Source organism: Pedobacter psychrodurus, assembly GCF_032678585.1.
GTDB lineage: Bacteria > Bacteroidota > Bacteroidia > Sphingobacteriales > Sphingobacteriaceae > Pedobacter > Pedobacter psychrodurus_A.
Genome location: NZ_JAVTSN010000052.1, coordinates 1 through 14049 on the forward strand (window position 1 = coordinate 1; position 14049 = coordinate 14049).

At 39.5% G+C, this 14049-nt stretch carries 13 protein-coding genes; 8 read left to right on the forward strand and 5 right to left on the reverse strand.

Going from position 1 to position 14049, the window contains the following annotated elements; genetic code table 11:
* Window positions 1-82 precede the first annotated feature (82 nt).
* On the forward strand, window positions 83-754 hold the full coding sequence (locus tag R2S57_RS25560; protein WP_316847759.1) for an NAD-dependent epimerase/dehydratase family protein: 672 nt from the start codon (window positions 83-85) through the stop codon (window positions 752-754).
* An 84-nt stretch (window positions 755-838) separates the two neighbouring features.
* On the opposite strand, the gene R2S57_RS25565 is transcribed toward R2S57_RS25560, so the two are convergent.
* The gene (locus tag R2S57_RS25565) at window positions 839-1600 is read right to left on the reverse strand and encodes a M57 family metalloprotease (RefSeq protein ID WP_316847760.1); all 762 of its coding nucleotides are present in this window, start codon (window positions 1598-1600) and stop codon (window positions 839-841) included.
* Between the two features lie 308 nt (window positions 1601-1908).
* On the opposite strand from R2S57_RS25565, the gene R2S57_RS25570 reads away from it, so the two are divergent.
* Both R2S57_RS25570 and R2S57_RS25575 read left to right on the forward strand, forming a co-directional pair.
* Window positions 1909-2229, forward strand: a complete 321-nt coding sequence (locus tag R2S57_RS25570) for a hypothetical protein (protein ID WP_316847761.1) — start codon at window positions 1909-1911, stop codon at window positions 2227-2229.
* A gap of 148 nt (window positions 2230-2377) precedes the next feature.
* On the forward strand, window positions 2378-2902 hold the full coding sequence (locus tag R2S57_RS25575; RefSeq protein WP_316847762.1) for a DinB family protein: 525 nt from the start codon (window positions 2378-2380) through the stop codon (window positions 2900-2902).
* A gap of 83 nt (window positions 2903-2985) precedes the next feature.
* On the opposite strand, the gene R2S57_RS25580 is transcribed toward R2S57_RS25575, so the two are convergent.
* A complete protein-coding gene (locus tag R2S57_RS25580; protein ID WP_316847763.1) occupies window positions 2986-3165 on the reverse strand; it encodes a hypothetical protein in 180 nt (59 codons plus the stop codon).
* A 209-nt stretch (window positions 3166-3374) separates the two neighbouring features.
* Window positions 3375-4076, reverse strand: a complete 702-nt coding sequence (locus R2S57_RS25585; protein ID WP_316847764.1) for an SAM-dependent methyltransferase — start codon at window positions 4074-4076, stop codon at window positions 3375-3377.
* Between the two features lie 279 nt (window positions 4077-4355).
* Here R2S57_RS25585 and R2S57_RS25590 point away from each other — a divergent pair, with 279 nt between their 5' ends.
* The gene (locus R2S57_RS25590) at window positions 4356-6083 is read left to right on the forward strand and encodes a DUF6600 domain-containing protein (protein WP_316847765.1); all 1728 of its coding nucleotides are present in this window, start codon (window positions 4356-4358) and stop codon (window positions 6081-6083) included.
* Window positions 6084-6428: 345 nt separating this feature from the next.
* On the opposite strand, the gene R2S57_RS25595 is transcribed toward R2S57_RS25590, so the two are convergent.
* Window positions 6429-7052, reverse strand: coding sequence for an HAD family hydrolase (locus R2S57_RS25595; RefSeq protein WP_316847766.1), 624 nt, complete (start codon window positions 7050-7052; stop codon window positions 6429-6431).
* 79 nt (window positions 7053-7131) lie between these two features.
* Between R2S57_RS25595 and R2S57_RS25600 the strand changes: the two genes are divergently transcribed.
* The 4 genes from R2S57_RS25600 to R2S57_RS25615 all read left to right on the forward strand — a co-directional run bounded on the left by R2S57_RS25600 (window position 7132) and on the right by R2S57_RS25615 (window position 10851).
* Window positions 7132-7359, forward strand: a complete 228-nt coding sequence (locus R2S57_RS25600) for a YtxH domain-containing protein (RefSeq protein WP_316847767.1) — start codon at window positions 7132-7134, stop codon at window positions 7357-7359.
* Between the two features lie 63 nt (window positions 7360-7422).
* A complete protein-coding gene (locus R2S57_RS25605) occupies window positions 7423-8823 on the forward strand; it encodes an MBL fold metallo-hydrolase (RefSeq protein ID WP_316847768.1) in 1401 nt (466 codons plus the stop codon).
* Between the two features lie 192 nt (window positions 8824-9015).
* Window positions 9016-9702 carry a class I SAM-dependent methyltransferase gene (locus tag R2S57_RS25610; RefSeq protein ID WP_316847769.1) on the forward strand — a complete coding sequence of 229 codons (687 nt, stop codon included), beginning with the start codon at window positions 9016-9018 and terminating at the stop codon, window positions 9700-9702.
* Window positions 9703-9846: 144 nt separating this feature from the next.
* Window positions 9847-10851 (forward strand): LLM class flavin-dependent oxidoreductase, encoded by a 1005-nt coding sequence (locus R2S57_RS25615; protein WP_316847770.1) that lies wholly within the window; start codon window positions 9847-9849, stop codon window positions 10849-10851.
* A 158-nt stretch (window positions 10852-11009) separates the two neighbouring features.
* Here R2S57_RS25615 and R2S57_RS25620 read toward each other — a convergent pair whose 3' ends face one another.
* Entirely contained in the window at window positions 11010-13784 is a 2775-nt protein-coding gene (locus R2S57_RS25620) for an outer membrane beta-barrel protein (protein ID WP_316847771.1), read from the reverse strand.
* Window positions 13785-14049 lie beyond the last annotated feature (265 nt).

Below are 14049 nucleotides of genomic sequence, written 5' to 3' on the forward strand. Positions count from 1 at the left end.
AAATTAAATTTTTTGGTTTTACGATTCTATTCTCCCAAACAAAGATTAACTTACTTCGTTTTATTTAAATAGAATCAACTTCATGGGAAAGACCAGAGATCAGTTTAACGTCATTATTACCGGTGCTACCGGAATGGTAGGTGAGGGGGTATTGATGCAATGTTTAAACAGTCCCGAAATCAACAGCGTGCTGGTGATTAACCGCAAAGCCTGTGGTTATGTGCATCCGAAACTAAAAGAGCTTATCCATGCTGATTTTTTTGATTTTTCAGGAATAGAAAGTCAGTTAACAGGTTATAACGCCTGTTTCTTTTGTTTGGGAATTAGCTCAGTGGGTGTTGATAACGATACCTATTATAAAATGACCTATACTTTAACCATGCATGTTGCCGAAACTTTGAGTAAACTCAATAGCGATATGACTTTTTGTTATGTTTCTGGCGGGGGAACCAATGAACATGGTCGACAGAAATGGGCGCAGGTAAAAGGGAAAACTGAAAATGATTTAATGAAATTACCTTTCGAACAGGTTTTTAATTTCCGGCCGGGTTTTATTAAGCCTCTACCAGGGCAAAAATATGCCCACAAATTCTATAAGTATATCAACTGGTTGTTTCCTATTGGAAGAAGTATTTATCCGAATGGATTTTGTACCATGGCTGAGCTGGCCAATGCCATGATCAATACTTTAAGCCATAACGATGAAAGGCGGGTTTTAGAAGGGAAAGACATTATAGCCCTGGCTAAAGAATAAGCCCAGGATTGATCTGATCCTGAGCTTATCATTACTTAGCTGATTAAGGACTTGGTTTAGGTTTGATTAGGGATTTTAAAAATTTTAATATAAGGCTGCGGTTGCGTTTTTATCTTTTGTAGATAAAACAGTAGCACCCGAGCCACACTGTCCGCCATTCATAAGGGATGAAGCATCAGTTCCGGTAACACCAGGTACATTTGTTGCACTCGATTCGCCTATAGCAGCCCAATTGGTATGCCTGAACGAGATGCAATGACCAAACTCATGGCAAATGGTTCTTGCACGTTGTGCAAATGAATTGCCTGCAATATAATTTTTATTGATTTTAACCAAAGCACCCGCACTTCCACCAGATGGGAATTGTCCTTGACCACAAACACCATTTCCTAAATTTTCATTTTTGATCAGGATGTCGTAAGGAGCAGTAGTTACGGTGCTGAAGCGCAAAGTAGAATTTGGAACAGCGTTCCATTGCGCAATCGCACTATTGATTTCGCTGCTCATAGAAGTCATAGAGGCATCTACAAAAATCCTGATATTCAATTTTTTCGTAGCGTTTACAATGCTCCCGGTGTAGTACTGTTCTGTTCTTGGTCCGGCTGTAGTAACAGGAATTTCCATGTTTTTAGGGAATATAATATCTTCCTCAACAACATATTCATTTCCATTGTCGACAATGCTTGATTCAGGGAAACCGAGATTTTTAATGTGCTGTAAAACCTTATCGGTGTTTTTTACCGTTTCTTGTGGTTCTGTTGTTGATGATTCCTGGTTTTTTTTGCAGGCTGCAAATACTACTGCAACCATCGCAACAATAGCGATCTGTTTTAGATTTTTTTTCATGGGATTTAAGTTAGTTAGTCCTTAATAGCTGATAAACAAATGTAAAAGAACGTGTTACATGATTTTTTTCTATTGATAGAATTTTACACGAAAACCTAATCCGTACACCTTGTAATTGTTTAAAACTATATTTGTATTTAAAAATTTACACTAACTATCGGTTTTAAGGATAATTCTTGATTTAAATGGGTTTGGTAGAGAGAGAGAATGGCTTTATTCCATGTCTGGTTGTATGTAGAAAAACGGGTACCACCGGTTAATTCTTCTTACCTTACCAAACAACGGCCATAAGGGCTAAAATGTATCGTATGCAAAATGAGAATATAGCCTTACAGGCGAAGGTATTTTTATACCATTTAAATAATTCGAACAATGAAAACGGCTTTCGGGCACACGAATCCTGGAAATTTAGTCAGGTAAGTGAGGAAGGAAAGGCCAAAATAGAACACGATTTTTTTCCTACAGTTTCTGTTAGGGTAAATCCAGAACTCATACATGATTTTGCAGCAAGTGTTTTACAACAACTCAAAATAGAACAGCCCAAAGTAAATGTACCCGATTCTATCATTAGCATCCAGTCCGGATCAGAATATTTTATCGCATTTTCTCCTGATCGGGTGATTAGATAGGAATGTAATGGAAGATGTATAATGGGAAATGTGAGATGGAAAAGGTGTGATGGACGATGTTTTTTGTAAATATTTTTAAGATGATTTTTGCACTGCCATAGGGTTGTCAGTGGCCTGTATTTTCTTTGTATAACAAAAACAAAATACTATGATACAGGAACAATTATTCGCAGAAACAATGGAAGAAACTTCCCTTGTGTATTTAATGAAAAATTATGCAAACTATAATTTCTGGGCAAATTTAACCTTGATCAACTGGTTAAAAAAACATCCACAGCAATTATTGGAGCAAGAAGTATTATCGAGTTTTAAAAGTATAAAGTTAACCCTCGCCCATATTTTACAAACACAGGAATATTGGTACGCTATTCTCACTAAAAGCGAATTTGAATTTCGGGAATACGGAAGTTTAACGGATATTTTTGAAGACCTGTTGAAACAGTCAGAAAACCTGGCGGTATATATTACAGCTATTAGCGAAGACAGGTTTAATGAGAAAACGGAAATTCAAAGCCCTTGGTTTACTTCCGACTTTCAGAATTTTGAATATGTACTGCATGTTTTTAACCACAGCACCTACCACCGTGGGCAGATTATTACCATTTGCCACAATTTAGGAATTACCGGAGCCCCTATGACGGATTATAATTTCTACAATGTAATGGCGAAATAACACACGCTGCTTTGATAAAAAAAGCCAGGTCGAAAACTCTATTCAATGAATTTTCGACCTGGCTTCTGTTACGATTTTTTTAATTATTTCTTATTGTCGTATTTTCTCTGATTATCCTTATTCGAAGTCTGATCAGACCTTTGACCACCGCCATTGGTGATACCCTGAATTTTTTTATCCGTTTTAATATCGTGGTTGGCCCTGTCTGCTATCGAACTGCCCTGAACGGTTGGATTGTTTTTTGGTGTGCTCGTATTTTTCATAATGGTAAAATTTAGTGAATAATGTTACGGAGCGCTATTATAACAACCAATGGGAACCGGATTAGTTTTATTTTTTTGAATTAGGTCTTCATTTTAAACACAGTGCAGCAAGCGATGGTTAGGCAACTAATGTGAACAATAAACTAATAACCAATCATCAATAACCGGCTATTGGCTAGTTACTAATGAACCAATGACCAATGAACCAACTAATACAACAAAAATATCGTTGGCTTTTTATGAAGATCTATTTCCTCTTTCCGCCAGTTGTAAACACTTTGTGTTTTGATAAACTCATCCTCAGCGGTAAGGTTGCTTGCGACGCAAACCTGAGTATTGGGTTTACAGCTTTTCAAGACCTCTTCGAAAAGCTGGTTATTGCGGAAAGGTGTTTCAATAAAAATCTGTGTCTGCTTGTAGCGGCTTGCCGATAGATCCAGATCTTTGATTCTTTTGGTGCGCTGTTCTTTATCGATGGGTAAATATCCCCAAAAAGCAAAACTCTGTCCATTAAATCCTGATGCCATTAAAGCCAATAGAATGGAACTAGGCCCCACCAAAGGAACTACTTTAATGCCACGTTTATGTGCTTCAGCAACAATATCGGCACCTGGATCAGCAATACCAGGGCAACCTGCTTCGCTCATTAGGCCTACATCTTTTCCGGCAGCAAGTTCAACAAAAAACTGACCCAGGTCTGTTCTGTTGTGTTTGCCATAATCGTGTACGATTAAATCTTTCTGAGCTGTTTTTAAACCTGCCTCTTTTAAAAAGCGACGGGCTGTTTTACTGTTTTCTACAATATAAGTATCAATCTGGTTAATGGTATCAACCAGATAAGGGGTGAAAGTTTTGTGTGCTACCTCTTCGGCCAATGGTACGGGAATGAGGTATAAAGTGCCTTTTTGCATGCCACAAAAATACTTACAATAAATAGAATTTAAGTTCTAAAGTTTGTGGTATTGGCAATATAATCTCTTTTACAAACAAAGGTGTAGCAAATTTTATTTCTAACTGACTTATTTTCTGCACAATTAAACCTGGCTTAAAACGTTAAATATTAGTTAAATATGACCTGCGGGGCAATATTTGAGGGAAAATGTAAAAACTATGCTTGCATATTAAACCTTCTATATTTTTGGTTCTCTAATTGATACACACACATTAGGTTATTAAAATAAAACACACAAATGAAAACACTGAAATCTACGGCACTTGTGCTGGGGCTCTTTGCGCTCCTTGCCGGAACCACAACCCTAGTCAGGGCACAAGACTATCAAAACGACTACCAGGATGATGGTTACAGCACTGGCAACGTTTCTTTACAGACTTTTTACGATGAACTTTCGCCCTATGGAACCTGGATTCAGGATCCTCAATATGGTTATGTTTGGCGCCCGGATGTAGACCAGAACGAATTTCGTCCATATTATACAAACGGACGTTGGGCCATGACCGAATACGGTAATACCTGGGTTTCCAATTACGATTGGGGCTGGGCACCTTTCCACTATGGCCGTTGGGTAATTAACAGTTACCGCCAATGGATCTGGTTACCTGATACCAATTGGGGACCAGCCTGGGTAGATTGGAGAAGTGGCGATGGTTATTACGGTTGGGCGCCAATGGCACCGAGTATCAGCATTAATCTGAGCTTTGGCCGTCGTTATTCAGTACCGGAATTCTGTTGGAACTTTATTCCTCAAAGTAATATTTATATCAATACCTTTCCAAGATATGATTACGGAAGAAATAATGTATATATCCGTAATACCACGATCATCAATAATACTTATGTATATAACAGAAGGAATTATTATGGCGGTCCAAGGATTGAAGATATCAGACGTGCAACCAATAGGAATGTAACAGTTTATAGATATTCGCAGGGTTCCAGGCCAGGTGCAAGCAGGATTAACAGCAGGGAAGTATCTATTTACAGACCAAGACCTGAGCGCAATGCCGATAACCGTAACGCAGCACCCCGGAAATTTGAGCAAGGAAATGCTGGTTTTAGCAGAGGCGGAAGAAACGAAGGGTATACCAACCGCGATCAAAGAGGCGGTACTCCTAACAAAAACGATAACCGTTTTGGTTCAAGAGATAACCGTACTGCACAACCTGATAGAGCTAATGGTACTCCAGGTCGAGATAATAATAACAATCAGCCTAATAATAGGGGTGAGGCTTACAACAGGGATGCAAACGGACGTGTTAGCCGCAACAACAGCAATGGTGTAGACGGAAGAAGCGGACAGGAAAATGTAAACCGTGGCCAGGATCAGCAACGTTTAGAGCAGATCAGACAACAGCGTACCCAGCAAGACCGCGCGAGCCAGGATCAACAACGTGCGCAACGTGATGTTCAGGGGCAACAACGTGGTCAGGTAGACCAACAACAACGAGCTGCTCAAATGGAACAACAAAGAGCACAACGTAATGAACAATTGCAGCAGCAACGTGCTCAACAAACTCAGGGACAACAACAAGAAAGAGCGCAACGTGATGCTCAGGCTCAGCAACAACGTGGTGAGCAGGTGCAACAACAACGTACGCAACAGGCTCAGGCTCAACAACAGGAAAGAGCTCAACGCGATGCCCAGGCACAACAACAGCGTAATGAGCAGGCGCAGCAACAACGTGCACAACAAGCTCAGGCCCAGCAGCAAGAAAGGGCTCAACGCGATGCCCAGGCGCAACAACAGCGTAATGAGCAGGCGCAACAACAACGTGCCCAGCAAGCGCAACAACAGCAACAAGAGCGTGCACAACGTGATGCTCAGGCGCAACAACAAAGAGCTCAACAACAACAGCAGCAACAACAACAAAGACAAGAACAAAGAAGAACAGAAGCTCCACCACAACAACAAAGAGGTGGCGGTGAAAGCGGAAGACCATCAAGAGGTGGCAGAGGATAAAACGAAAAGTCCCGATGAAAGTCGGGACTTTTTTATTTAAAAGAGTTATATACTTAATAGCAAGATGATGGAAATTGTTAATGTTTTGATTTGGAAATGAACATTTAGTGCAACTTCGGAACAGCAGTCCCGTTATCCGCTATAGTCCCGATGAAATATCGGGAGCTGCCGCTACTACCGGGTTTATAAACGAGGGCTTGTGCAGATTAGCACCCAGCACGTTAATATTTGTACTGCCTTATCTACCTAGACCCGATCCAATAGCTATCGGATGCGGGGCACGAAGCAATCTTACAACTATCGATACTAGCGAGTGTGTCCAGACTGCTTAATCTTAGAGAAGATTCATTGCCCGGCTGCGGCATGAAGATTGCTTAAATCAGTTCCCCTAAAAGTGCTTTCGGCTTTTGGATGCAGGTTTTCGGGGTCTAATAAAAAAGTACTTATCCCCAGTTCGAGACCGAATTTAATTTCCGACTCGGCATCATCACCTATAATTAAAATATCTTCTGTTTTTAGTTTGTATTGATCAATCAATAGTTTAAAAGCTTCTTTTTTATTGCTTTTTGAAACATCCACAACATGTACATGTTCAAAATCATCGGCTATGCCCAACATCCTTACTTTCGAAGTTTGCTGTTTCTGAAAACCTGCGGTTACAATAAACTTTCTGCCCTTAAGGCTTTTGATGTAGTGGTAATCGTTGCTAGGTTTTAACGGTTTGCTTACCTCGCGGTTTTGCAAATAAGCAAGTACTTTGGGCATCACCGCTTCGTTAAATCCATATTTTTTAGCCACTTTTTGAAATGGTGTTCTAAGCATGTCTTGTTTTGCAAGCTGAAAATCTTCTTTACTGATCCCTAAATCCAAATTTTCTAAAAAAGCGTATAACTCACCCATTAACTGTTCTTCATGGGGTTTGGTAAAATAAATGGTATTGTCTAGATCGATAAAAAAAATATGCTTCATGTAAATGGAATGATTTATGTTGTAATAAAACCAAAACAACAAGTGCGAATTAATGTTTAATTATTAAAGACTTAAAGTTATGACAAAGGAAACAAAAATTATAGTAGGCGTATTAGCTGGAGCAGCACTTGGTGCAACAATCGCATTGGCATTATCATCAGATTCGACAAGCGATTTAAAAAGTAAAGTATCAGATTTTTTTGCTGATCTGTTAGACGCTTCGAAAGATAAATTAGCAGGTTTGGCCGATAAAGCAACTGGTGTAGCAGATAAGGTTAAAGATAAAATAGCAGAAATAAATGCTTAAAGAATTGGAAGTGCCGGAAATATCCGGCATTTTTATTCTATATATATTCTAACCAGCATTTAAATGAACATTGCTTTTCATGGTGCCGCCCGTACTGTTACGGGGAGCAAGCACCTTATTACCTTAAAAAACGGCACTCAAATATTATTAGATTGTGGCTTATTCCAGGGGATGGGCCACGTTACAGATAAACTAAACGACTATTTTGGATTCGACGCCAAAAAGGTTACCTATCTCGTTTTATCGCACGCACATATCGACCATTGTGGTTTATTGCCTAAACTGGTTTCAGAAGGTTTTGGTGGAAAAATTTTCTGTACTTCCGCAACGATGGATCTTGCCCGTATTTTAATGATGGATTCTGCAAAAATCCAGGTGCAGGATGCGGAGTTTTCGAACCGCCATTTGCACAAGGGTGAGGAAATGGAAGAGCCACTTTACACTGAAGAAGACGTTACCAAAACGCTTAGTCAGATGAAGATTGTGGAGTATGAGGAAGATTTTGAGATCGAACCTGGAATCCGCTTAAAGTTTACCGATGCAGGCCACATTTTGGGCAGCGCCGCAGTTCACCTTAACATTACGGAAGAAGGAAAACAAACACGCATTACTTTTTCTGGTGATGTTGGCCGTTATGGTGATCTGCTTTTAAAAAGTCCGCAACAGTTTGATCAGGCCGATTATATTTTAATGGAATCTACCTATGGCGATTCGCTGCATAAAGATCTTGATCCGATTGAAAATATGCTTTTGGAGATCATTAACAATACCTGCAAAATTAAAAAAGGTAAGGTAATTATTCCTGCTTTTGCTGTTGGTCGTACACAGGAACTGCTATATGCTTTGAATGGTTTAGAGCTAAAAGGTAAGCTGCCAGATATTCCATATTATGTAGATAGTCCGTTATCATCAAAAGCGACCGAAATCCTTAAGAACCATCCTGAAGTATATAATAACGGTGTTAAAGAAACCTTAAAGATCGATCATGATGTATTTGGTTTTAAGGGATTGCGTTTTGTAGAAAGCGTAGAAGAATCGAAAGCTTTAAATGCTGATCCAAGGCCTTGCGTGATTATTTCGGCATCGGGAATGGCAGAGGCTGGCCGGGTAAAACACCATATCAGAAACAATATTGGAAATCAAAAGAACACCATTTTAATGGTGGGCTATTGCGAACCCAATTCGCTTGGGGGTAAATTAATCGCGGGACAAAAAGCGGTAGAGATTTTTCGTGAAGAGCTAGAGGTTAAAGCCGAAGTACGATCGATAAAATCGATGAGTGCGCATGGTGATTATGAAGATTTATTGCACTTTTTATCTTGTCAGGACCCTGCAAAAGTGAAACAGCTATTTTTGGTGCACGGTGAATATGATGTGCAACAACATTTTGCCAGCAGGTTAAAGGATAAAGGTTTTAAACATGTAGCTATTCCGGAATACCATCAGGTATTTGAGATTGAGTAACATTTGGATATATTGGTCCGGATTTGTAATCCGGACCTTTTTTACTTATGATCTGGCCTTACAATTGTTTTTGAAGGGTTTTTAATAGACGGGGTTACAAATCCCGACCAACTGCGAGCTGTGCTATTAAATATTATCATTTCCATCCACCCTCATACCTCCTCCATCTTCCATTTTCTCTATCTTTGCCCTATGGATGTTTTTGGTAAAGCGTTAACAGATATTTACAGAACTGGCGAAGCCGATACTCTTTGGTTGCACAATTCGTATGGTGAGCCGGAAGAAATGCCTTTAGAATTTTTCTTCCGCGATGATGAAGATATGCCTGTTTTAGAACTTCAGGCTTTGCACATGTGCAGAGGAAAAGTATTGGATATCGGTGCAGGTGTTGGCAGTCACGCTTTACTTTTGCAGGCTTTTAATATAGATGTAACAGCCATCGATATTTCGGAAGCAGCAGTAGACATTATGAAAGAGCGTGGCGTAAAAAAGGCGCTGTTACAAGATGTTTTTGCTTATGAAGAGAAATTCGATACCATTATCATGCTCATGAATGGGATCGGCCTTACCGGAACCTTGGCAGGATTTAAGGATTTTCTCATCAAATTAAAAGAGCTCATCAACCCTAATGGGCAGGTGATTTTCGATTCGTCTGATATTGCTTATCTATACGAAGACATGCCGAAACCGCAAAATCAATATTATGGCGAGGTATCATACCAATACGAGTATAGAGGCGAAAAAGGCGATTGGTTCAACTGGATTTATGTTGACGAAGAAACCATTAAACGTATTGCTAAAGAAACGGGATGGGGTACGGAAATGATTTTCGATGATGGAGAAGATCAGTATTTGGTTAAACTAAGCCCAAACCCCTAAAGGGGCTTCATTTTTATTTAAACAGAAAGTTTAATGTTTTAAATTTTAGTTTCCCCTTAAGAGGGTAGGGGTAATTTAAAAGTCATAATGTTTTTCGTAGTTGTATTTTAAATCAACAGTCGCATAGATTTGTTTGATAAGCATATGAGCAATACGAAAATTAAATTAAGTGTTTTAGATCAATCGCCGGTACGTAAAGGTGTAACCGCCCGCCGTGCCATTGAGGAAACCACTATACTTGCACAAGAAACCGAGCGCTTGGGTTATCACCGTTTCTGGGTCTCTGAGCATCACAATACCACCAGTTTGGCTGGTTCTACGCCCGAGATCTTAATTGCCCATTTGGCCAATCATACCAAAACATTAAGGATTGGGTCTGGCGGCATTATGCTGCCCAACCATAGTGCTTTAAAAGTAGCAGAGAGTTTTCGCTTATTGGAGGTCATGCATCCCAACCGGATCGATCTGGGGATGGGTAGGGCACCGGGTACCGACCGGATTACGGCTTCAATGCTTAATCCATCAAATACCTGGAGTGAGCAGGATTTTGCAGAGCAGTTGCGCGAATTGCAGCACTATTTGCACGATACGTCTGATGGCGGCATTCAAGCTAAAATAAAAGCCATACCAATCTCGGAAACGGTTCCAACACAATGGCTTTTAAGCAGCAGTGGACAAAGCGCTCTGTTTGCGGCACATTTTGGAATGGGGTTCTCTTATGCACATTTTATCAATCCTGTTGGTGGTGCACAGGCTGTTCAATACTATCGTGAACATTTTAAACCTTCGGTAGATCTGGCGCAAGCTGTTGAAAATGTGGCACTTCATGTTTTTTGTTCGGAAGATGAAGAAAAGGTAAAACAACAGGAAGCCTTAATGAGTTATCGGTTTTTACAATTGGAAAAAGGTAAGGGATTACCTGCAGTGGGCTGGGAGGATATTAAAGATGTAACTTACAGTGTTGCGGAGCAGGAAAGAATTAATGCCAATAAACAGCGGATGATTTACGGTACACCTGCAGTAATTAAAGACCGGCTTACCCAATTGGCAGCTGATTATGATGTGGATGAACTGATGGCGGTTACCATTACCGAACATTTTGAGGATAGGGTGAGATCGTATGAGTTGTTAGCGGAGGTTTTTTTATAAAAGATTATTCATTTCCGTGTTATGTGGAGACACAGAACACGGAAATTATAAATTTGTCATTCTGAACGTAGTGAAGAATCTTTAATTATAGAGCATATTACATTTGCGCTATCTAGGTTAGGGATCCTTCATTATATTCAGGATGACAAGGGAGCAATTTAAAAACTAAAAAACGTTTGTCTGCCACCTACTTTTTGTCCAAAGTTTTGGATGTTGTAAGTGAGGGTGAGCATGCCATATCTGCCCAGGTTATTACTCTGCGTATCGATGATACTGTTTCCTGTAATCTGTATATTCCTGCGCACGTTGCTCTGCAAAATATCATTCACTGAAAATTTTAACTGTGCCCTATCATTTTTCATAAACAGGTAGGTTAGGGCAGCATTCCAGAATTTGATATTGTTATTATATCCGGCCACTTTTTGTTCATTTATCGTTAAAGAATAGCTGGTTTCGAAAACCAGTTTTTTTGGATAACGTATAATCAGTTCGGAAGTGCTTTGGTGCGTATTGTAACTCACGTTGGAATAATAACTGTCGTCGTACCTGCTGCGGTTCAGGTTTACCGAATACGACTGATTAATCTCTACCTTATCGTTCAGGTTTAACCGCACACTTCCATTAGGACCTACATAAAATACATTGGCATTGCTCTCCACATTGTTTACAATAACAGGGCTATGATCAAAATTGGCCCAGAAACCTAGACCCACTTTCACACTTGTTTTATCCTTTTTAAAATCTTTTGAAATATTGGCGCCGCCACTAAAATTGTACATGCCATTTTTGTTAACCGGGTTAACCGTTTGTACACCATCTTTGATAGTAATCGAATTCACAATGCCGTTTTTTGTGAAATTACCATAGCCATATAAATTGTAATTGATCAGGCTTTTAGGATCGTATTTATACATATTCATGCTTAATCCCTGCATGCGGGCGGGCAGTAGATTGGGGTTTCCATTTCTGATATAAAATGCATTGGTGTTGTCGGCCACTGGCTGAAGATAACTCACATTGGGCTCTGTAAAACGCGCCGAATAGTTAAAGCGGAATATTTTGTATTTCAGCTGAAATGTTGGCCACATAAAATTATAGTGTTGGTCTATATCTGCACTTTTGGTAAAACGGTTATTTAACGAAATGTAATTGTGCACCAAGCCAGGTTGCAGATAGAGGTCTTTTGTTACTTTATAACCAAGACTGATGTTTGTATTGGTTTTAAAACCAGCCTGTTTAACTGTTTGCGATAAATCTGGCACAACAATATCATACAGTTGATTGGCCGGATTGCGGTAAAAAGTGCTTAATGCATTTTCGTTGTTGATGATGTTTCCACTTACATCTGCCTTGAAATTCAGCTTTTTACTGATCGGTTCGGTGTAGTTGCCATAGAGGTAGCCCCTGAAGTTGTCAATAGAATTGTTCCTCAACTGATCAACCTCTGAAGTAGAAGGAGTGAGATAAAAGACGCTATTGCTTCTGTTGTAGTTAATAATCGGGTTTGGTGTAGCAGAAACATCGGCACCCAGGTTAAATGATCTCCCTGCCTTTTTAAAGTCCTTACTGAAATCGGCCCTTAATTGGTATTTATTGCTCGAAGTATTGAGGTCATTTAAGTTTTCGAGGGTATTAATCAATTGGTTGTTCGCATTGTTGTTGCGGGAAGAAACCTTGCTCACCGAATTGTTGGAATTCAATATAATGGCAGGTTCGATGGTCAGTTGCGTTAAAGAATCGATCTGCCAATCTAACTTTCCTCCGATATTGTGTTTAAGGATCAGTGAGGTCGTATTTTCGTTTGCGTTGGTAATCAACCGATCTGTGCCCAAAGTTTGGTTGGTATTGGTGAGTTTTTCTAAAAGATTGTCAGATCTGCCGAAAAAATATTGTGTATTGATTTTGATTCCCTTTTTGGTTAAGGTGTTAAAATTAAAACCGCCACCTGATGAGGCTTGTACGCCATTGTAGCTGCCCCCGAAATTGATGCCGTTAAATTCGAAGTACCCGCCAGAACTCATCATCATGGAGTTTACACCACTTCTGCTAAATCCGCCAATGCGCTGCACATCATTTGGATTAAAACCCGGCTGATTGATGTTGTTGGCATAAGCCAATATACTTACCTGCGTGGTATCCCTAAAAAAGTTCATTAATCCACCAGCCTGGTAAAGGTCTTTTAATCCGCCACCAGCATATAATTTACCAAAAGCTCCTTTTTTAATGGCTTTTTTTAGTTTTAAATTGATAACCTGTGGTATTTCAGCTGCAGTAAGGTCAGGATCGCGTCTTTTGGCCTGTTTATCGTCAACCACCTGTACCTTGTCGATAATATTTGCAGGCAGGTTTTTAGTTGCAATTTGTTGGTCGCCGCCAAAAAACTCTTTTCCGTCTACTAAAATTTTACTCACCGCCTTGCCGTTAACCTGAATAGAGCCATCTGCTGCAATGGCCACGCCAGGAAGTTTTTTCAGCAGGTCTTCTACTACTGCTGAGGGCAGGGTTTTAAAAGATTCGGCATTAAATTCGATGGTATCTTTACGTACAATAACAGGTGGTCTTTCTGCTGAAATAACTACTTCGTTTAAATCGTTGGCCTTGGTAGAAAGATAAAGGGTTCCTAAGTTTAACGCTGGGTTGGTGGCGGTAAGCTCTACTTCTTTTCGGTAGGTTCCGTATTGCCATGCCGTTACCACCAAACGATATTTAGTGCCAATGGTTAAACCATTAATCTTAAAAATTCCTTTATCATCTGATAGTTTGTAGGTGCTCAATACACTATCGCCAACTTTATACACCGAAACTGTTGAATAATTTAAGGTGGTTTTATGGTTGGCACTATCGGCTAAAATCCCGGTAATGCTACCGTTTTTTTGTGCAAACAGATTGATAATCGTTAAGGTTAAAACGAACGATAGTAAGAGTTTCTTCATATATGTTTTGAATAAGAACCTAAAATTATCGGCTATTTTTTTATTCGGCAGTTAAATGTGATGAACGCTAAAAAAAATGTGATAGACGATATTTTAACCCAGTTTATTTAGTAGACGCACAATGTGTTTAAATGTTGCATCATTCTTTATAATTAACTAAATCTTTAGGTAAAAGTAAGAGAGTTAAAGTGTTTTTGCAAATACACACTAAAAAATTACATAAATTAAAACCAAAAAAGCCCCAATGCTAATGCAATGGGGCTGA